We start from the raw sequence: 20480 nt of genomic DNA, 5'->3' as shown, positions 1-20480 counted from the left end.
ATTCTTTTTCACGGCCTCTTGAATTGGGCAGCGCAGAGAAATGCTCCAGAATCACCGGCTTCAATACACCAGCAACATTAGCTTTCTTAATCAGTATCTAAAAAAAAAATTGAACTTTATATGAAGAGGGAGGAGGAAAAAATTAAGGAACTAAAATAGCAGGCAGATACAGGTCTGCACCAACATAAAAAGGGCCCAGCCAGAAGATTTCCCAGCTAGACCCTTTGAATTTAACTTAATTCCTTATTTGCTGCCCACATATTCGGCTCGCCTTGAACTGCGCTGCAGGCGGACTTACAGTTTTTGCTTAAGGAGCAGGCCGCGCATTTTCCCTGTCTGCTTTTTACTACATGTTTATACAGGGTAAATCCGGCGTATCCAAAGATGATGGCGCCAATCAATAGATTGATGATCATGCAAGATTCCCTTCCTTCTGCAAAGTTTTCTCGGAGGCAAAGCTTGTCAATATCCAAGCAGACGACCGATTTGATAGATGGCAAGCGATACAATATAGGCTATGATCAGCGCATATACGATGGAAAACCACGTCCATTTTGCCGATCTTGTTTCGTTTTTAATGACTGCAACCGTGGCCAGGCATGGTACGTACAGCAGTAAAAATGCCATGAAGCTGTAGGCTGACAGCGGGGTGAAATGATGTGCCATGATTCCCTGCAAAGTCGTTAAGTCAGGAGCTACATAAATAATATTCATAGTGGAAACAACCACTTCTTTGGCCAGGAAACCTGTCAGGAGGGCAGCACCTGCCTGCCAGCTGCCAAAACCGATTGGCTCGAACAGAGGGGCAAGTACTCCTCCAATCATCGCCAGGAAGCTTTTATCCATAGATACATTGAACCCTGCAGGACCCGCATAGCTTAAGAACCAAATGGCAACTGAGCCTCCGAAAATGAAGGTTCCGGCTTTCTTGATAAAGCCCTTCCCTTTTTCCCAGGTATTGCGGAGCAGTGACTGCCATTGCGGGAAACGGTATGGCGGCAGCTCGATGACAAACATGGAGCTTTCATTTTTCAAAAGAGTGGATGAGAATATCTTGGCCAGCAAGAGGGCAATGATAATTCCCAACAGATAAAGGGACAGCACAATCAATGCCTGATTATGCGTGAAAAAAGCTCCTGCAAAGAGACTGTATACGGAAAGCCTTGCAGAACAGGACATCAGCGGTGTCAGGATCACCGTCAAGAGCCTTTCCTTAGGCTGCTCGATTGTCCTAGCGGCCATTATTCCAGGCACATTGCAGCCGAAGCCTATAATCATCGGGATGAAGGCCTTTCCGTTCAGCCCTACACTTTCCAAAACTTTATCCATCACGAGGGCAATCCTGGCCATATAGCCGGAATCCTCAATGAAGGATATCAAGAAAAATAGAATCATGATCTGCGGAACAAACACCAGTACGCCGCCGACTCCTGCCACAATTCCCTGAAGGACCACCGCCTTGATAAAATCGGATGCCCCTGCCGAATTCAGCGCAGATTTTAGAAAGTCTGTTACCGTTCCCGTCAGAAAGCCGTCAAGCATATCTGACAAGGGAGTGCCGAGCCAGTCAAATGTCAATTTAAAAATCAAAAACATGAACAGAATGAAAATGGGAATTCCCAGATATTTATTCGTAACAATGGTGTCAATCCGGTCAGACAATGTGTAGGAAGCTGATGCATGGGTTTTGACGGCCGACGAAAGGATTCGGTCTATATATGCCGATTTAACCGTCCTGATATAGTAAGACAGTGACTTAGACGAATGCTTCACCGCTTTTTCAGCTTCTGAATAGATTTCCTGCAGCTGCTGATGGGAGATGTGTTTCTCCAGAAGCTCCTTAACAACCGTATTCCCCTCAAAGAATTGAAGGGCCAGCCATCTTGAAGGCGGGAACTCCTCGTTTTCAGGAAATAAGCCGCTCAGCCTATGTATGGAAGCTTCCAATTCAGGACCATAATCCAGAATCAGGGGTTCAAAGCTGCGGTTCAATCCAGCAAGCATCCCGGAAAGCTCCCGGCATCCTTTCCCTGTACGGGCTACAATGGGTTTTACCGGACAGCCAAGCTGTTCTGAGAGCTTTCTTTCGTCAATCACGAGCCCTCTTCCCCGCGCTACATCAATCATATTGAGGCCGATAATAATCGGCTTGCCGTACTCCAGCAGCTGAAGCGTTAAGTATAGGTTTCTTTTAATCTGTGAAGCATCAATTATATTAAGTATGCTTGTGAATTCCTCATTCAATAGGAAATGGGTGGCGACTGCCTCATCATTCGAAAGCGGGTTCAGCGAATAAATGCCGGGCAGATCGATAATCTTTCCCTCTTTGCTTTTCAAGACGCCTACTTTCTTTTCAACCGTAACTCCGGACCAGTTTCCCACATACTCATATGAGCCAGTCAGTATATTGAACAATGAAGTTTTACCGGTATTTGGGTTTCCAGCCAGCGCTACTTGAATCATGACACTTCAACCTGAATCAGCTTTGCTTCCTTTCGGCGGATGCCGATGGACTGGCCCCCGGCTTCAAGAGCAAACGGGCCTCCAAATGGAAGTATGCGCTTTATTGAGATTTCCGTTCCTTCTATAACACCAAGGTCTAAAAGACGTCTTTTTACAAGAACATTCACTTTTTCGATATCGAGTATCTTTGCTCTGCCTCCTGGCTGCAGCTCCGTCAGTACCATAGATTCCACCCCAATTTCATGTCAGCTGGTTATATCCATAAACCTCATTAACAGGATGAGGCTTCTAAACAACAATGATAATTATTATCAGTAATCTTATTTCTATTATATGAGATTCATTCTCATTAGTAAATAGATTTTATCCAGGGTCCAGAAGAAAAGTTGGGGCATTTCACGTTTTTTCTGTTCCGTTACAACTCTACAAAAAGAACACCACATTTTTAAACGGCCCCCCTATTTTCACTCACTAAATCTTTGTACCTCATTATTGTCCCCCTCAATATACCTCTCTTTTACCTAATCTTATTTCTTCTTTATTTTGAGGAACATTCCTTTGAAGAAAGTTAAAAGGAGACTATCGTAGAAGCCTCCTTTCTGAACTACCCTGTGCCTATGTCAATCTGAATTCTAAAACAGAAAAGGATGCCAAAGCAGCCCTTCCCTCTTTCACTCATGCACCCGTTAGCCTCTCATAAATCGCAAAACCAGCGATTCACCACAGAGAATGAAAATGTTCCCAAGCCGTCCATACTGTTTCTAGGGCTGGAGAGGAAGGCCGATACACTATGGTGCCATTGAGCCCATCCGTTAGTCTGACGCGGGCGGCCACGGTGCACCAACGACTGCCGCTCCCCTTGCGGGAAGCACTCATGGTAGATTAATCCTAATTGGTTGCTGCACCAGCCTCCATTCTAACTAGCCTCGAAAGGAAGAGTTCAATGGATGTAATCATTGAAAGAGCTTGTGGGTTGGATGTCCACAAAGACAATATTACAGCCTGCATCATGACATCTAAAGGAAAGGAGGTTCGAACGTTTTCCACTAAAACGGTATTTCTTTTAGAGTTAATCGATTGGATTAAGGAACACGGATGCAGCCACATTGCGATGGAAAGCACCAGCGTTTACTGGAAGCCTGTGGTTAACCTATTGGAAGCTGAAGAGATAGAATTCCTTGTCGTCAATGCCCAGCACATGAAGTCCCTTCCGGGTCGCAAGACCGATGTAAAGGATGCAGAATGGATCTCCCAGCTTCTGAGGCATGGATAGCTAAGAGCCATCCCCAACCGGACCCAGCGGGAACTAAGGGAACTTGTTCGTTATCGCCGAAGCATTTTCGAGGAACGTGCCTGGCAGCACAACCCGATCCAGAAGGTGCTTGAAGGAGCGAATATTAAACTCGGGTCGGTGGTTTCCGACATCATGGGTGATTCTGCGAAGGACATGCTTCGTGCCATTGCGGATGGTGAGGACGATCCTGTAAAACTATCAAACTTAGCACGACGCACAATGAAACGGAAGAAAGACGAGTTGGAGCTGGCACTAAAAGGATACGTGAACCCTCACCTACGGCTAATGTTAAAAACCATTTTAACGCGTATTGCTTTCCTTACTGACCAAATTGAAATGCTGGATAGTGATTAAAAAAAGGTGAGTTTCTATCAGGAAGATATCAACGGCTCGATTCTATTCCTGGAATAGCTAAAAGGATGGCCGAACAGATCCTAGCTGAAATTGGACCTGATGGAGGAACGCAGTTCCCTAGTGCAGCACACTTATGTTCCTGGGCTGTCCTTGTTCCAGGCTACAATGAAAGTGCTGGAAAAAGGAAATCTGCGAGAGCCAAAAAAGGAAATAAGTTTCTTCGGTCCGCATTAACTGAAGCAGCTCAATCAGTCAGGGGTTCGAAGAATTATCCGGGTCCACTGTACAGACAGACAGCCGGCCGAAAAGGTAAGAAGCGTGCAGCCATTGTGGTCGCCCATGCGATGTTACGAATCGCGTATTACCTGCTTACGAGAAAAGAAATGTACGTTGACCTAGGCGAAGATTACTTTGACAAACAGAGACAGGCTTCTATTGTTAGGCATTCAGTCCGGAGACTTGAAAACCTGGGATTCACCGTCACCATTTCGGAAGCATCCTAATCCTAAAAAAACAAATGGCTGGTAAGACGCTCTCCTTTTTTAAAAAAACTGACTGCGCTGCGTCTATTAAAATATGGCCATTTTTCTAAAGTTACAAAATTTAATCTTCATGGTAGTTGAAGTAGAATCGTTCACTATCTACACCTTAATCCATTAAATATGTTGCTAAAAGATTTGATTTTATTAAAAAAGACGTCTTCTTATGAAAGAAAAGCGACCTATTGTGGAATAACAAATAATATCGATTTATCCATTTTACCTTTCTTTATTTATTCCACTCCACTTTCTAGAATCGAAAAGGTCCTCTTTTCACAATTAATTTCTGCCATTGCACCATATGGCAATATAAATTTCGGTTCGGTATGACCAAAATTCAAGTTATATAGAATTGGCAAATTCTCCAGATCAAATTCCTTCATTACTTTTTGAATTTCTTCTTTGTACTCGTCGAAATACTTCTCATCTTTTGGTTTACCAAAAATGATTCCATTTACTATTTTTAAGATGCCTTGTACAGCATAATTCCGTAGCCAATACTTAATAAGATTTGGTTCTGGTTTTTCTTCCGATGTTTCAAAGAAAAGTACGCTATTCTCCCAATGTTTCTTCTCTGGCCAAAGATCTGTTCCCTTTGCAAACTCTAGTACTTCAATACACCCACCAATCAAATGTCCTTGTACCACACCCGATCCTTGAAGTACCTCGTTACCTAAATTTTTCTGCATGGTACGTCGACGGTTCTTGTTCTCTTCTATCCATTCTAATCGCTCACTCGTCCATTCATTAGCAGGTTGTATTTCACCAATAATGTCATTTGAGAAGAGTGTTCGTTTCACCATTTCAATCGTATATGGATCCATCTCCACGTTTTCAGCAAAATCGGTTAAAATCGCCGGACCGTAAAAAGAAGAAATTCCTGCTTTATGACAAAATAAATGTGAAATGGTCACATCAGAGTAACCCATAAAAATTTTCGGGTTTTCATTTATAACATCAAAATCTATATAAGGGAGTAAGCGAATACTATCCTCTCCACCAATATTGGAAATAATTCCTTTTATACTCTCATCCTTAAATGCTGTCATCAAATCTTCAGCACGAGCTTGTGGACTTTTATAAAGATAGTCTCCCCCTTTCAAACTATTTGGCATTGGGATAACTTTCAGCCCAAAAATTTCCTCTAATCTGTTTACACCTTGTTCATATCGCCATCTAAGTGCTGGTTCACCTGCTCCTCCCCAAGAAGGACTTACTGTTGCAACACGATCTCCCGCTTGTAATTTTTTTGGCTTAATTAACACATTAACTCACACCCTATATAACTCGATTATTTACTTATTTAATTTCTATAAAAACATCAAATTACCTGCTGTTATTCACGGATATAGTCTGATTATCGAATAAAGAGGATTCTTATTTCCTCGTTAGTAGAACAACACAAAAAAAGCCACCGAAGCAGCCTGATGTTCTTGAACTAACGCACTCGTTAGTAAAAAGAATCAGATGGGTACGCCTGTTACTGAGCAGGAATCTCGTATTGCTCAGTAAAACAAAAGCCACAAAACCTAAGTACGCCTCTTAGTAATAGTTTCAATAAGCAGGGAAACAACAATAAGTAAAGTAAAACAAAGTAGAAATTCTACTATATCAGTCAATATCCAACTATCCAATATGTTTAAGCCTTTTGTAAAATGTATTACCATAGCCACAATGATAAATCCGAAAATGGTATCTTTATATATAGCTATCATTATTCCCTCCTTAATAAACAGTATGAGTCTACTATGTCATAAAAAGCTGCCAGCATAAAACCATCTTATTTAACTAACGCACCCGTTCGTTCAAAAAGGATTATTGATTTAATTTAATTCATTAGAAATTAACACTTCACTTGTTTCCCAATTAAAAACTCGTGTTCGAACATCATTCTTTGAAATAAAAACAGCTGACCCATCCTTATCTATACAATAGGCTATTGGTATAGATACACCTGCGTTTCTATATGAACCATCAGAGTGACTCGTTCCAATAATTTTAGTTTTATAGGTTATAGCGATTTTAGTTGCTTCAGCAATCCATTCATCAAATTGTTCTGTACTAAACATTCCAACTCCAATAGGATGAACAATTAAATCAATTGCATCCGATTTATCACTCTTTATACCTTGGACTATAATCTCGTCGCAAAGAATATGACCAATTTTCAAGCCTAATCATGTTTTGGTTCTTCTGTTGGATTATCCCCACCGGTTCCACCGCAGCCGCGGATTAAGCCTGGCTTTCGATTGAAGCCATCAACTTCTCGGACTGAACCATCGGAAGAAGCTGCCTTTTGATATGTCGAAACAGATGCAATATCTGATTTGCTGCCATCAGAAGAAAAGATAAACCTGGAACGTCCGTTCACTGCCTCACTTAGCAGCCTCTTTATGTACTGATTGCTTCAAACCTTCTCCCTCCCGTTTCTTCCTATCATTGTGCTGCGATTTTTGGTAAAAAACAGCTCTCTGTAACGAATTATAGGACAAAGTTATTAAGCTCAAGTAAATGTGCGGTTTCAAGTAAAGGTATTATTAAATGGACAACTGTGAAAGGCTACTGTAAGTTAATAGACTTATCAATTACTAAGATATTTATCCGGATTGTTTTGGGTATTCTGGAGGTTACAATATCGGCGGGATAGCCTCCATTTGATTCACATTTTGAATCCTCTTCATCCCTGCCATTTTTTAATGTATTCCTTTTGTCTAAACAATCCCTCTTAGCGAAAGACTTTCTTTCAATCGAAGTAGGTCTGCTGTATGTAGTTTTTGAATTTCCTTAATGATGTCCGTTAGTGCGCACTTGAATGTTTAACAGAGCCTAATAATCAAGAAAGGATGCAATCAAGACCTATGGACCTATATATGAAATGTGACTTTTATCTCCTGTTTTTTATGTTTTTTAACTTTATAATACTTCTGTAACCTATTAGAAAAAACACCAAAGAGAGGGAAACATGAAGAAAGTTCTATTGTCAGTTGTTGTCGTTTTAATATTATTGCCCCTTGCCGTCATTCATGCTAGTGCTGCCACGAACGTACAGGTGAACGCTACCTCCCTAAATTTACGGGAAAAACCGTCAACCTCCAGCAGAATCATTGCGAATGTTCCAAACGGGACGGTATTACAGGCAATTAGCACCACTGGAGATTGGGACAAGATTTCCTACAAGGGACAGACTGTTTATGCCTCCGACCAATATCTAAAGCTCTATATAACTAAATACAAAGTGAACGCCACTTCTCTGAATATCAGAGAAACTCCATCTACTTCTGCCAGAATTCTAGGTTCATATGCAAAGGGAGCCATCATCAGTACACACGGACAGACAGGTGATTGGAAAATCGTCACATATAACGGAAGAGATGCTTATGTGTCCAAAGATTATTTAATTGCAGTCACAGCTTCTAATACGACAGCAAAACCTTTAACAACAGGCGATGTCATCGTATTAGACCCTGGACACGGAGGAAGCGACCCAGGAGCTGCCGGGTATGGGTTATACGAGAAAAACATCACTCTCGATATAGCAAAAAGAGCGAAAACTAAACTTGAAGCAAACGGAGCTAAAGTGTACCTGACCCGAAGCACGGATGTATATGTTTCTCCTGATGCTCGTGCCGCTTATTCCCACAAGGTTGGAGCGGACATTTTTGTGAGCATCCACAACAACTCGTACACATCTTCTTCAGCTAACGGACTGGATACCTATTACAATGGTTCCAGGGATGAAGATGACAATCGAATCAATCCATATCCGGCCAAAAGCAAGGAACTTGCAACATTCATCCAAAGTTCCACTTACTCGGCAACCCGTTTGAAAAATAACGGAGTGAAAAGTGAGTCTTTTATCGTTCTCCGAAAGAACACAGTGCCGAGCGTCCTTGTAGAAGTTGGGTTCCTGTCTAATTCATATGACGCATCTTTGTTAAAGACGAGTTCATTCAGAGACAAATCAGCTCTTGGCATTACAAACGGAATTGTGAGTTACTTTAAAAAATACTAATTTTCAATGCAAAAACCACAGGGGATTATATCTGTGGTTTTTTACATCGTCATCTACAATATCATGCAACAAAAGATTTCCAACCTTTAATTCTTCATTGAGCCTCGTATTAGTATACTCCAGGTTATACAATAAAAGGTCACACAGTGATAGCCCTATTTCGATCATGCCGGCTGCAGCAGCCCATCTCTTTCGAACTAAACCACCCGCTTGTTGAAGAAAATCGCCATTGCATTATTTTGTTTTCAAAAGAGATAGATGATTTGGCAAAAGAAATGGGAGAATATAGATTTTCCAATCGTTCCCCGGTATCGGAAAAAAAAATCTTGGCAGCGATTATTTCTAAAATTGAGAAAATCAATCGATTTTGCCACCTAAAGAAGCTCGTTGCTTTCGCCGGAATAGATCCAGAAATATATGAATCTGACCGGTTTAAAGAAAAGGTAAACTACGTTACCAAAATAGGATCCAGCAGACTCAGGCATGCCTTGTATATGGCTGCCCGGTGCAGGTTAGGGATTTTCCGCAAACCATCCCTTCTTGTAATTAGAGATATCGTTGGGTTGCAAAATAGCACACCTGAAAAAGGCAGGCCTTACAGGTTTGAGTTTTCCTCAGATTTTAAATCGGGAAAGTAATACCTGTAATTGATCAGACCAATTTGACAAGGATTCCGAAGAAAGCGTTACTTTCGTCATCGCCTCAAGCTGTCCATCGGCTGCAGCTGCGATTTCTTGACTCGCTGACGTACTTAGTTTACTAATGTCATTTACATATATAACTGAATGTGAAATTTGCTTACTAGATTGATTTAATTTATCTAAAGCCAGGGAAACCCTTGAAGCTTTCTGATGAACTGAATGAATTGAATCTTTAATATTAGTAAAAGCGGTATTAACAGTTGAAGTGCTAACTAAACCTTCCTGTACTTTTAGATTACCACTGTTTATGGCTAACACAGCTTCTTTAGTCTCACTTTGAATATCAGTAATCATGTTTTTAATGTCGGCCGCAGATTCTTTTGATTCAATCGCCAATTTTCTGACTTGTTCAGCAACTACACTGAAGGCATTGCCATGTTCTCCAGCTCTGGCAGCTTCAATCGAGGCATTTAAAGCTAAAAGGTTTGTACTTTCAGCTATTTTGGTAATCATAATGATAATGTTTCCAATATGCTGAGACCTCTCCTCTAGCGATTTAATTAATTCGGTAGTGTGAGAAAAGGATTCTTTGATTTGATTCATTTGATGGAATATTTTGTATACAGAATCTAATCCCTGCTCTGTAATTAGGGTTGCTTCTCCGGTTGCTTCAATCATTTGTTCACTTTCATTAGAAATTTGTTCAATACCTCCCCCCATATCATTTATAGACTGAGTTACATTGGAAACATGCTGCATTTGCTGTTCCATTTCTATTGAATTTTGCATGGAAATTTGAGCAACCTGTCCTGCCGCTGCTCCACAATGTTGGGCACTTGCGGCAAGCAGCTCACTACTGATCGTCACTTGGCTTGTTGAAGCATTAACTTGTTTTAATACGTCTCGAAGGTCCGTAACCATTTTATTTAATGATACTATCATTGTCCCAATTTCATCTTTATTCCGTATTTTTATTTCGCTAATAGAGAAATCTCCCGCAGAAAGCCGTTTAATGGCTTCAGAAGCCTTATTTACAGGTACTGAAATCGCCCGGCTAATATAATAGGCAAGAAAAATCCCAATTATGAGGGCAATTATACTTAAAGTTGTTATTAACGATTTAGTATTATGAGTTTCATTCGTTACTTTACTGCTTTTACTAGTTAGCTCTCCTTTCTCATAGTTTATAATTTGATCTGCATAGCTGCTAAACTCATTAGATATTTTCTTGGCTGAAGTTTTAACCGTAATCAGGTATTCAGCATTTCGTTTAGTCTGTTTTAACTCAAGTTGTTTTTGAATATTATCCAGATAGTCGTTATGGATTTGAGTTAACTTCTTTATCTGTCTTTTGGTCTCTGCTGACGCATTTGAAGCTTGTATGTATTTCACTTTACTTTCAAAGTGTCTGATTGAATCATCATATTCGGCTAAATAAGAGGAATCGGCAGTAAGTAAGTATCCTCGAATTGCGTTTGATTGAATCATGATTTCAAGCTTTAAGTCTTTAATTTTTTCAACTGTCGAGACTTCTTCATTGAGCAATTTTACGTGCCTGCCATCCACCAAAGCTATGCCGTGAGTAGAAATCGCTCCCATTCCTCCTAACAAAACTAAGATAATAATAAACCCGCCTAAAATCTTTTTACCAACAGTTAGGTTTAACCTGTCTCTACTAGAACTTGTTTTACCTACTTTTTTAATGGCTTGTATAAGCATATATTCCCCTCAAATTTCTAAGTTTTTTCTGTAGAATAATGTATCACGCCACTAGGTATATTGTTCTATATTTACATTATATTTACATACAATTAATACTCTTATAAAAATTAAACACCTATACTAGGTATAGGTGTTTACAAAGTATATTAGAATACAGGATGGAATTATGATAAACAATAAAATTATAGACTGCTTAAATTATCTGTCTTTCTTAAAATCGAATCGGAAACTTCTTTATCTTGAATTTAAACAAAATCAGGAACTTAAAAGGTTAATAGAGCCCACTGCCATACAGACGGTCTTTCAGCCTATTCTTTCCCTCCATACAGGGGGTACTGTTGGGTATGAAATATTAAACCGTCCTCCAAAAACATCACTATTCCCCACTACAGAAAAATTCTATGATTTTGTCGGGAAGAGCAAAGACGTGATGGAAGTGGAGTATTTTTTAAGAGATATTTCACTTGAAAGGTACTCTGAACAAGCAAGATCATTCACAGCCCCAACTAGTAATTTATTATTTATTAATATACAGCCTCAATTATTGGAAAATCCGTTGTACAGGAGCGGGAAAACCTTAGAACTTTTAAGTAAGCATGGGCTATCTCCCAAACAGATTGTATTAGAGCTGACTGAGAAGGACGCTGTCATTGATTATAATTCGTTTGTAAAAGTAATCAAGCATTACCGGCAGCAAGGGTATAGAATCGCAGTAGATGATGCAGGAACTGGATATAACAGTTTAAAAACCCTTGTATATGTAAAGCCAGAATTTATTAAATTGGATAAATCACTGATCAGGGATATTGATAAACACTCAGGTCAGCAGCAATTAGTGGAGCTTCTTTTGGATTTTGCCTTGCAATCAAATACTCAAGTAATAGCAGAGGGAATAGAAAACCTAGCAGAATTAGAGTACTTACAAAAGCTTGGGGTGCACTTAGGGCAAGGATACGCCCTTGGAAAACCCTTGCCAATTTTAAAAGAAGGCACAATACCAACCTCTAAATTAAGAACTTTGTATTATGCTTGAAATTGAATATTTTGATTTATCAGAAATCAATTGTACAAAAAAACTTAAACATCAAGGTACAAATGTGATGACTATCATATAAACTAGCTCCAGCCAGCCCCAAAGTTAAACAGAAAAGGCTTGTATTACAAATCTCAGCATTATAGGTTAGGAGAAAACAGATGAATACATGGGAATTGATTGTCGGATTTATATTAGGAATCGTAGAAGGATTAACTGAGTTTGCACCGGTCTCTTCGACTGGCCACATGATTATTGTGGATGATATGTGGCTTCGTTCTCAGGACTTTCTAGGGGAAAAAGTAGCTAATACATTCAAGGTTGTGATTCAGCTTGGCTCCATTCTTGCCGTTGTCGTTGTCTTCCGAAATCGTTTTATCGAGCTATTGGGTTATAAAAAAGGGGTAAGCCGCCAAGTTGGAAGGCTTCGGTTAACCCATGTTATCGTGGGATTGTTACCGGCAGGCATTTTAGGAGTTTTATTTGAAGACTACATTGATGAACATTTGTTTTCAACGGGTACGGTTTTAGTCGGTTTAGTTATAGGTGCTTTTTTAATGATTGCAGCTGATTTATTAGGCGGACGTAAGCAAACCACTGAGACCGTTGATGAGATTACTTATAAACAGGCCTTTACAGTCGGCCTTATTCAATGTTTATCGTTATGGCCGGGATTTTCCAGATCTGGTTCAACCATTTCAGGCGGTGTTTTACTTGGCATGAGTCACCGGGCAGCAGCAGATTTTACATTTATAATGGCTGTTCCGATCATGGCGGGTGCCAGTTTTTTATCCTTACTAAGCAAATGGCAGTACTTTACTTTAGAAGTTATTCCATTTTTTCTCGTCGGATTCATTAGTGCTTTTGCCTTTGCATTAATTTCAATAAAGTTCTTCCTCAAATTGATTAACCGAGTTCAACTAATTCCTTTTGCTTTATACCGAATTCTATTAGCAGCTTTAATATTCTTGTTTTATTTTTAAGCATCAATAAGATACCACCATCCTGTTAAGATGAGTGGTAATTTTTTAATTGAGGTATTTACCTAAGTGCCATATCAACAATCTCCGTAGTGAAACAAAGAAAGCTGCCTTCCCCCCTTGTTCTTTTATTTCACCATTCACTTTTAGGTAATATCCGTTAAATAGAAAACCTTCCTACAAGCATTACTACTTTTTCTCCCACTAATGTATCTATGCTTTAAAGATTTACAAACATCTTACATCTAGCACAAATTCTATTAATATCTAAACGTTAATTTAGATTTAGTGGGGATAGCACGGGTGGCTATCATGGTATCTGGCGAAGGCGGAGCCAATACTTTTACTTATTACTTCTTTGTTAGTTAACTTAATTGTGAGGTCTTACAATGAAATGGTTAAATCTACATTTTCTAATAAATAATCTAGTTTGGTTGCTTATTATGATCTTGATTCTATTAAACTTTGCTTTCTGGTTTTTTACAAAATGACATATATACTGCCCTGGCCGGCGAATTATCCATTCTTTTTTATTTGTCCTCTTTACAGGTTTTTCTGATTGAAGTTTTGCATATAAGGACTCCGCTCCGGTTATTTAAATCTGACTTTGCATGTATTTTTTAATCTCTGTATTTTTATCCTTGTCGGGAATGATTACCCCGTTTTGGGCTGTGTTGATTCACATCTTTTCGACATGAAAAAATATTGACGCACTCAATACATCGATTCAATCGACAAAAAGGTTTCCTTTCACAGACATAGGAAACCTTTTTGCTTACGTTTGGTACATGCAACTAATTACTTCCCCCTCATAGAATATGAAACATCAATTAGTGCCTGCTGGGGGAATACCAATGTTTATTGAATTATTATTCATTATGTTACTCGGAATTTCATTGAGTTTTGACAGCTTCGCAGTAGGGTTTTCCTATGGAATTAAAGGAATACATACTCCCTTTACTTCGCTGTTGACTATAGGTTTTTTTACAGGAGCCGTTTTCTTTGTATCAATGCTTTTTGGCCAAGGAATTAGCCAATATATTTCTGCAGAAAGTACATCCCTCATTGGGGGACTAATATTAATATGTTTAGGCAGTATAGCGGTAATAAATGCTGCAATTAAAAAGGAAAAAAACTTAAGTGCCAGAGCAGTTGTACCATTGGAAGGAACAGCAATAAATAAAAGGAAAATCATAAGGATACTAAATATCAAAATTGTTATTGAAATCCTAAAGAATCCGGAAAAAGCAGACGTTAACCAGTCAGGACGGATATCTTTCAAGGAGTCATTTATGTTAGGGATCGCTCTTTCTTTAGACGCATCAGGAGTAGGAATTGGTGCTGGGTTTCAAGAATACCCTTTAATTCTGACACCCATAATCATTGCTATCATAAGCGGAATTTTTCTTACTGTTGGTACAAACTTGGGCCAACGATTTTCAAATATTAAATGGGTATGCAAAATTCAATTTTTACCCGGATGTTTATTATTGCTCTTGGGTTTGTTGAAAATCCTTTCGTAATACTCCTCAACAGGTAGTAATTAAGAAAAAGAGCTGTGCTTATGTCACAGCTCTGACTAATAGTTTTTTTATTTCTCCAAGTGATACGGTACAGTTGTTACTACGACATTGAGGAAAAAGCGTCTATATGTGGTTCGCACATTTTCCAGCTGGCTCCTCCCGTTAGTTAACCAAGCTGAAGAATTCTCTCTTGATATTCAGACTGATAACTAGAAGAAACCGAATCAGACTACTCCTCCAGCTATTGATATTCCCACTCCTTTACACTTCAGGTTATTCATAATTAGTATTTGCTCGGAGAACATCGTTAACTCCAATGAAATTAAATGAGATTCATGGTCTCGTTCTAACGTTCGCCACTTTTTATGATGGAAATAAAACGGAACATTTCCAATAAGAGATTGGCACCAGTTATTCAAACAGAGCTAAAAATATAGCCCGCTAATAAAGCCAGAATACTTTGTACTCTGGCTTTTAATATTTTCTTGAAGTAACTACCCATCCATTTTTCAATGCGGTTAAGTCATTTCTTTTTATACAACGCACGCGTTACTTAAAGTACCATTCTTCACCATCTTACATAATAAATTGCATATTAGGAGTATAGATAGTAATTTGGCTTGCCTTAGAAAGGTGAAGAGTGCATTCCCCATTTTATAATAGAAATTTCTTTAAACTCTCTACATTTTGTTTTAAAAATAAAGCATTCTTCTCAATTCCACGACGTTTACACCACCCAATACTATTAAAGGCATCTGTAAATCTATAAAAAGGCAATACCATTTCTAGGTCAATTAATGGTCTGATACTTTTATAACCTTCTCGATATGCCTTGTACAAGGTAGTATCAAAGCGTAAAAAGTCACGAAACAGTTTGGTAAAATCAATTTCAGTTGAACCAAACCGAACGCTCTCGAAATCTATTATTCCTGAAACTTTATTACCATCAACAATTATATTAGCTGAACGAAAATCCATATGTATAAAGCTTGGCCCATCTGGGGAGGGAAGCCATCGTTTCATTTCTTCAAATTTTACAATGGCTTGTTTGTATAATTGTGCATCCAAAACGTCCCTTACATCCTCAGCAAAACTATAAAATTGATGTTCAACAAAGTTAGACCAGTTCGTAAATTCGTTTTGTATGCCAGTTAACACTTGTACAGCAGGCGGACGAATAGTATGCATCTCGGCATGAAGGACTCCCACTTGAAACGCTACTGATGGCGAAGCCTCAGAAGTTAATGGCTTTCCTTTTAATTCAGATAACAAAAAAGCACCAGGACACTCCAGATCACCAGACCAATAATCCAGCATGTCAGGAATGGAAATACTTCCTTTTAGAAGTTCATAGGCTTCAAACTCCCGCTGACACTTCAATTTTGTATAAGGGATTTTCAAGAAAACATTTTCACTATTAGACAAAGTACATTTATAGACTGTTGAACTATGGGAATCTTCAACCTCATTAATGGATTGTACCCGCAATCCAAATTGTTGAATGACACGATGTAACATCAAAATTATCCTCCTTAATCATTACTACTCCCTGTTAACTTACCTACTATATCCAAATGGCAGCATTTTTTCTACTAACCACAGTTAGTTCAACAAACCAAAGCCGCCTAGAAAGGCAGCTGGATCTTAAACTAACGCACTCTTAAGTTTAAGTACATTTCTTCATTGCTTTAAGTCCATTTTTCTAACAAAAAAGGTGGCTCTCATAGAACTACCACCATGCTTAATCACTTAATTATTTTTTCTCTGTTTCAATTTTTTATTTAATTGTATATCCAGTTTCTTTTTCTTCCTGTTCAACCTAAAAAGTTCGTCATATTGCTTTAAATAGCTTTCATACCGGCTCTGGCTCAGTACACCATCTTCAATTGCTTGTTTAATGGCACATCCGGGTTCTGTCTGATGGCGGCAATTAGAATACCTACAACGCTTAAAAAGAACGGTAACATCTTGGAATGTTTCCTTCAGGACTTCCTCATCTCCCCAGAGCTGTACCTCTCTTAAGCCTGGTGTGTCTATAATCATGTAACCAGACTGGTGAAGAATAAGCTCGGCACTTGTAGTAGTATGTTTTCCCTTACCGGAAGCCTTGCTTGTAGGCTGCTTAACTTGTCTCTCTTCCCCCATTAGGTAATTTGTTAATGTGGATTTTCCTACCCCTGATGATCCAAGGAGAGCGATCGTTTTACCCGAAGTTAAATATGGCAATAAACTATCCATATTCTTATTTTTCTCCACACTAATGACCAGGGTCGGAACGTTTATGGCAATTTGTCTCACCTGCTCCACGTATTCGTCTATTTTGTTACATAGATCCATTTTGTTTAAAACAATGACAGGGGCAGCACCACTGTTGTAAGTGAGGGTGAGGAATCTTTCGATTCTGCGGACATCAAAATTGCCATCCAGCCCGCTTACTATCAAAACAACATCTATATTTGCTGCAATGACTTGCTCCTCTGTAGAGCCACCTTCCAGTACACCCTTTTTGAACTTCCTTCCTCCTGAAATGGGGAGCTTCCGCGAGAAGTAGCTTTTTCTCGGCAATACAGCATGTATAGTTGCAATTTCGCTGTGTGCTTTTGTTTCATACACAATCCAATCGCCTACAGCTGGGTAATCTTTGGACACGTTGCTATGATGCCTGAACTTCCCAGTTATTTTTGCTTGGAGGCTACGTTTTCCATCAAAGATCGTATATGATTGGTTCCCTCTTCTGATTACTCTAGCTGGACTAAGATTTTTTTCTTGATATTTAGCAAATTGATCCTCAAAACCAGTATCCCATCCTAATAAATGTAACATCGTGTTTTTCCTCCAATTTAATGATATGTGGAAGAAAAATTTAGAAAAAGCCTTAACTCGTCCTTATCCAACATAAAAAGCCGCAGAGTTTTTACATACCCTGTGGCTAATTCGAAGAAAATGGAATAATAAAGATTATTCGTTTCACAATTTTTATCTAACACACCCATTGCAGTTCTTTAAAATTGTTTATCCACTTGAGTGAGTTTTATATTGGATAGCTCCAAGGTAAGACGAATTAAATTTTTCTTCATCGTTACAACTCACTCCCTTCAACTTATTTATGTAAATCTTACCATTTTCAATAATGAATTTACAACTAAAACTTTTCTACTAACGTTGTCCGTTACCACAAAAGCATATGGCTGCCTAAGGCAAATGATCTTAAACTAACGCCCCTTTAGGCAGCACAACCGGATTCAAAAGGTGCTTGAAGGGGCGAATATTAAACTAGGATCGGTGGTTTCCGATATTATGGGTGTTTCTGCAAAGGACATGCTTCGTGCTATCGCGGATGGCGAGGACGATCCTGTAAAACTATCAAACTTGGCTCGACGCACAATGAAACGGAAGAAAGATGAACTTGTGCTTGCACTAAAAGGATATGTGAACTCTCACCAACGGCTTATGTTAAAGACAATACTGACGCATATTGACTTCCTTACTGACCAAATTGAACTGCTGGATAACGAGATTGCAGAGAGGGTAAGTTTCTATGAGGAAGATATTGAACGGCTCGATTCCATTCCTGGCATAGCTAAAAGGATGACCGAACAGATCCTCGCTGAGATTGGTCCCTATGTTGGAACGCAGTTCCCTAGTGCCGCACACTTATGTTATTGGGCTGCCCTAGTACCGGGCCACAATGAAAGTGCTGGAAAAAGGAAATCTGCAAGAGCCAAAAAAGGCAATAAGTATCTTCGTTCAGCATTAACAGAAGCAGCTCAATCATTCAGGGGTTCGAAAAATACCTGGGTGACCTCTACAGACGGAAAGCCGGTCGAAAAGGTAAGAAACGTGCAGCCATTGTGGTCGCCCACGCGATGTTCGAATCGCGTATTACCTTCTTACCAGAAAGAAATGTACGTTGACCTAGGCGAAGATTACTTTGACAAACAGAGACAGGCTTCTATTGTTAGGCATTCAGTCCGGAGACTTGAGAACCTGGGATTCACCGTAACCATTTCGGAAGCATCCTAGTATTTTAAAAAACAATTGACTGATAAGACGCTCTCCTTTTTAAAAAACTGACTGAGCTGCGTCTATTTAAGTATGGCCATTTTTCTAAAGTGGCAGAATTTAATTTTCATGGTAGTGGAGTAATACCAATAATAGGCAAAGCTCTTTGCAAAAAAAGCAAATTGCGGTGTTTAACATGCTTCAATAAATGCCTTAAATAAAAGTTTCATATACTTGTCTGTTTTAGTCATATCTTCTGGATGCCACTGTACACCCAAAATCCAGTGATTCTCGTTGTCATTTGATTCTACAGCTTCAATAACTCCATCCTTTGCAACCGCAATAGGTTTAAGTATTGGAGCTACTTCATTAACTGCTTGATGATGAAAACTATTTACATTTAATTCCATTTTCCCTGTAATTTTATTTAATTTACTGCCCTTTTCGACAGTAATTAAATGAGTTGCATCCCCTCTAGAGGAGGTATCTTGGAAGTGTTTTAGGCAGTTATCCTTTTCACTTTCAACATCTTGTATATTCGTTCCACCTAGTGCTGCGTTTAAGATTTGAATTCCTCTACATATTGCAAAAATAGGAATATTTTTATTTCTAGCAAATTCAATTATAGATATTTCCATGCTGTCTCTTTCGGGTATAATTTTTCCTAACTTTGGATGAGGTTCAGCACCAAACAGCTGAGGATTTATGTCTTCACCGCCACTTAAAAGAATACCATCGCATATAGAAAACATTTTCTCCGTTATTTCCTTGTTACCAACGGGTAGTATTATAGGAATCCCACCGGCATTAATTACAGAATCAGAATAGCTATAATGCAATAAACTACTCGTTATACCTGAATACTCTATGTTTGAACAAGTTATACCAATAATAGGCTTTCTTTTCATAATTTCATCTCCATTTGTTAATAATTTATTTTTTAAATACCCTAATTTAGAAGTCGAAGAACCACTAAGAATACTTTTGCTAATTTTTCTATGGCGGAGGGATGTAAGGAATGGAACTTTTATGGTCATTAATTACCGATATTATTTTTGGTTGGTTAGCAAGAAGGATCACCTTAAGCCTTGAAAGGAAGAGTTCATCGGTCTTAGAACAGCCCCCAAAATTTGCAATATTTTCAGTATCCTGTTATGATAAAAAAGAATTATTTTTGTTCGGTGTAATGGGATAGTATGAATATAGACTTTTCTTCTTGAGAATCACTTTGGGCAAGGATAGTAATACATTGTGTTTTAACGCACTAGGAGGCAACAAAAATGGAACAAGGTACAGTAAAATGGTTTAACGCAGAAAAAGGCTTCGGATTCATCGAACGCGAAGGTGGAGACGACGTATTCGTACATTTCTCTGCTATCCAATCTGAAGGATTCAAATCTTTAGACGAAGGCCAAAAAGTTACTTTTGACGTTGAGCAAGGTCAACGTGGACCACAAGCTACTAACGTTCAAAAAGCTTAATCTTATTTCGAAGACATAAACAAGCTCTTATTAAAGAGCTTGTTTTTTTATATTCTCTTTATATTACTCATTAAAAAACCCTACTCATTGTTCGAGTAGGGAGATGGAACAGGTAATATAAAAAGATTTAAAGCTTCAAAGGTTTGTTTACAGTATAACATACTGTATTAACAATATGGAGAATGTATATGGATTTTTTCTGTACGCTTACCTGACTGCTAGTGAAACATGAAAAAAGCTGCGGAAGTTCGATACGTCTTCCATTAGTCGAGTAGAAGGGAGCCTTTCTACCTTGCGGTAAATTGGACTCCACCCCCCTCACAGAACCGTGCTTGCACTATTAATGCACACGGCTCCTCCTAGTTACCATTCTCAAAATGTAGCTAATCTCTTAGATTCAGATTTTGCTAATTCTGCTATCCTTAGTAGTTTTGTC

At 38.9% G+C, this 20480-nt stretch carries 18 protein-coding genes and 1 pseudogene; 9 read left to right on the top strand and 10 right to left on the bottom strand.

Translation table 11 applies throughout. The annotated features are described in order from the left end of the window. Positions 1–230 precede the first annotated feature (230 nt). From CUU66_RS04055 to CUU66_RS04045, 3 genes are read right to left on the bottom strand one after another with little or no spacing between them, the layout of a single operon-like run. Positions 231–416 carry a FeoB-associated Cys-rich membrane protein gene (locus CUU66_RS04055; RefSeq protein WP_101640398.1) on the bottom strand — a complete coding sequence of 62 codons (186 nt, stop codon included), beginning with the start codon at positions 414–416 and terminating at the stop codon, positions 231–233. Between the two features lie 46 nt (positions 417–462). Continuing rightward, positions 463–2463 carry a ferrous iron transport protein B gene (feoB, locus tag CUU66_RS04050; protein ID WP_101640397.1) on the bottom strand — a complete coding sequence of 667 codons (2001 nt, stop codon included), beginning with the start codon at positions 2461–2463 and terminating at the stop codon, positions 463–465. Further along, positions 2460–2687, bottom strand: coding sequence for a FeoA family protein (locus CUU66_RS04045; protein WP_026695108.1), 228 nt, complete (start codon positions 2685–2687; stop codon positions 2460–2462). The genes feoB and CUU66_RS04045 overlap by 4 nt, the downstream gene beginning before the upstream one ends. 719 nt (positions 2688–3406) lie before the next feature. Here CUU66_RS04045 and CUU66_RS25525 point away from each other — a divergent pair. After that, a pseudogene (locus CUU66_RS25525) lies at positions 3407–4614 on the top strand (IS110 family transposase). Positions 4615–4883: 269 nt separating this feature from the next. Here CUU66_RS25525 and CUU66_RS04035 read toward each other — a convergent pair. The 3 genes from CUU66_RS04035 to CUU66_RS04020 all read right to left on the bottom strand — a co-directional run bounded on the left by CUU66_RS04035 (position 4884) and on the right by CUU66_RS04020 (position 7021). Next, complete coding sequence (locus CUU66_RS04035; protein ID WP_101640396.1) at positions 4884–5915, bottom strand: S66 family peptidase; 1032 nt, start codon at positions 5913–5915, stop codon at positions 4884–4886. A gap of 558 nt (positions 5916–6473) precedes the next feature. Further along, positions 6474–6821 (bottom strand): hypothetical protein, encoded by a 348-nt coding sequence (locus CUU66_RS04025; RefSeq protein WP_101640394.1) that lies wholly within the window; start codon positions 6819–6821, stop codon positions 6474–6476. Positions 6822–6823: 2 nt separating this feature from the next. Continuing rightward, positions 6824–7021, bottom strand: coding sequence for a hypothetical protein (locus CUU66_RS04020; RefSeq protein WP_101640393.1), 198 nt, complete (start codon positions 7019–7021; stop codon positions 6824–6826). Positions 7022–7612: 591 nt separating this feature from the next. Between CUU66_RS04020 and CUU66_RS04015 the strand changes: the two genes are divergently transcribed. Beyond that, positions 7613–8662: an N-acetylmuramoyl-L-alanine amidase gene (locus tag CUU66_RS04015; RefSeq protein ID WP_101640392.1), complete on the top strand. Its 1050-nt coding sequence runs from the start codon at positions 7613–7615 to the stop codon at positions 8660–8662. A gap of 146 nt (positions 8663–8808) precedes the next feature. Beyond that, positions 8809–9300: a transposase gene (locus tag CUU66_RS25295; RefSeq protein ID WP_101640391.1), complete on the top strand. Its 492-nt coding sequence runs from the start codon at positions 8809–8811 to the stop codon at positions 9298–9300. Here the strand turns inward: CUU66_RS25295 and CUU66_RS04005 are convergent. Then, complete coding sequence (locus CUU66_RS04005) at positions 9277–11022, bottom strand: methyl-accepting chemotaxis protein (RefSeq protein ID WP_101640390.1); 1746 nt, start codon at positions 11020–11022, stop codon at positions 9277–9279. The genes CUU66_RS25295 and CUU66_RS04005 overlap by 24 nt on opposite strands. A 169-nt stretch (positions 11023–11191) precedes the next feature. Between CUU66_RS04005 and CUU66_RS04000 the strand changes: the two genes are divergently transcribed. The 3 genes from CUU66_RS04000 (at position 11192) to ytaF (ending at position 14561) form a co-directional block, all read left to right on the top strand. Further along, on the top strand, positions 11192–12058 hold the full coding sequence (locus CUU66_RS04000; protein ID WP_101640389.1) for an EAL domain-containing protein: 867 nt from the start codon (positions 11192–11194) through the stop codon (positions 12056–12058). Between the two features lie 161 nt (positions 12059–12219). Beyond that, complete coding sequence (locus tag CUU66_RS03995) at positions 12220–13041, top strand: undecaprenyl-diphosphate phosphatase (protein WP_101640388.1); 822 nt, start codon at positions 12220–12222, stop codon at positions 13039–13041. A gap of 851 nt (positions 13042–13892) precedes the next feature. Further along, a complete protein-coding gene (gene ytaF / locus CUU66_RS03990) occupies positions 13893–14561 on the top strand; it encodes a sporulation membrane protein YtaF (protein WP_180955148.1) in 669 nt (222 codons plus the stop codon). A 654-nt stretch (positions 14562–15215) separates the two neighbouring features. Here the strand turns inward: ytaF and CUU66_RS03985 are convergent. Next, positions 15216–16079 carry a phosphotransferase family protein gene (locus CUU66_RS03985; RefSeq protein ID WP_101640386.1) on the bottom strand — a complete coding sequence of 288 codons (864 nt, stop codon included), beginning with the start codon at positions 16077–16079 and terminating at the stop codon, positions 15216–15218. A gap of 231 nt (positions 16080–16310) precedes the next feature. Beyond that, positions 16311–17384 (bottom strand): ribosome small subunit-dependent GTPase A, encoded by a 1074-nt coding sequence (gene rsgA / locus CUU66_RS03980; RefSeq protein WP_101640385.1) that lies wholly within the window; start codon positions 17382–17384, stop codon positions 16311–16313. Positions 17385–17858: 474 nt separating this feature from the next. Here rsgA and CUU66_RS03975 point away from each other — a divergent pair, with 474 nt between their 5' ends. Then, positions 17859–18584: a transposase gene (locus CUU66_RS03975; RefSeq protein ID WP_257967887.1), complete on the top strand. Its 726-nt coding sequence runs from the start codon at positions 17859–17861 to the stop codon at positions 18582–18584. Between the two features lie 170 nt (positions 18585–18754). On the opposite strand, the gene CUU66_RS03970 is transcribed toward CUU66_RS03975, so the two are convergent. Then, positions 18755–19471, bottom strand: coding sequence for a gamma-glutamyl-gamma-aminobutyrate hydrolase family protein (locus CUU66_RS03970; RefSeq protein WP_101640384.1), 717 nt, complete (start codon positions 19469–19471; stop codon positions 18755–18757). A 110-nt stretch (positions 19472–19581) separates the two neighbouring features. On the opposite strand from CUU66_RS03970, the gene CUU66_RS23980 reads away from it, so the two are divergent. Both CUU66_RS23980 and CUU66_RS03965 read left to right on the top strand, forming a co-directional pair. Next, the gene (locus CUU66_RS23980) at positions 19582–19758 is read left to right on the top strand and encodes a hypothetical protein (RefSeq protein ID WP_180955147.1); all 177 of its coding nucleotides are present in this window, start codon (positions 19582–19584) and stop codon (positions 19756–19758) included. An 85-nt stretch (positions 19759–19843) separates the two neighbouring features. Further along, a complete protein-coding gene (locus CUU66_RS03965) occupies positions 19844–20044 on the top strand; it encodes a cold-shock protein (RefSeq protein WP_026694422.1) in 201 nt (66 codons plus the stop codon). Positions 20045–20480 lie beyond the last annotated feature (436 nt).

Origin of the sequence: Peribacillus deserti (assembly GCF_002863585.1) — a bacterium.
Taxonomy (GTDB): domain Bacteria; phylum Bacillota; class Bacilli; order Bacillales; family DSM-1321; genus Paraperibacillus; species Paraperibacillus deserti_A.
Note: the sequence above shows the minus strand (reverse complement) of the source record. Positions and strands in the feature narration are given on the sequence as shown.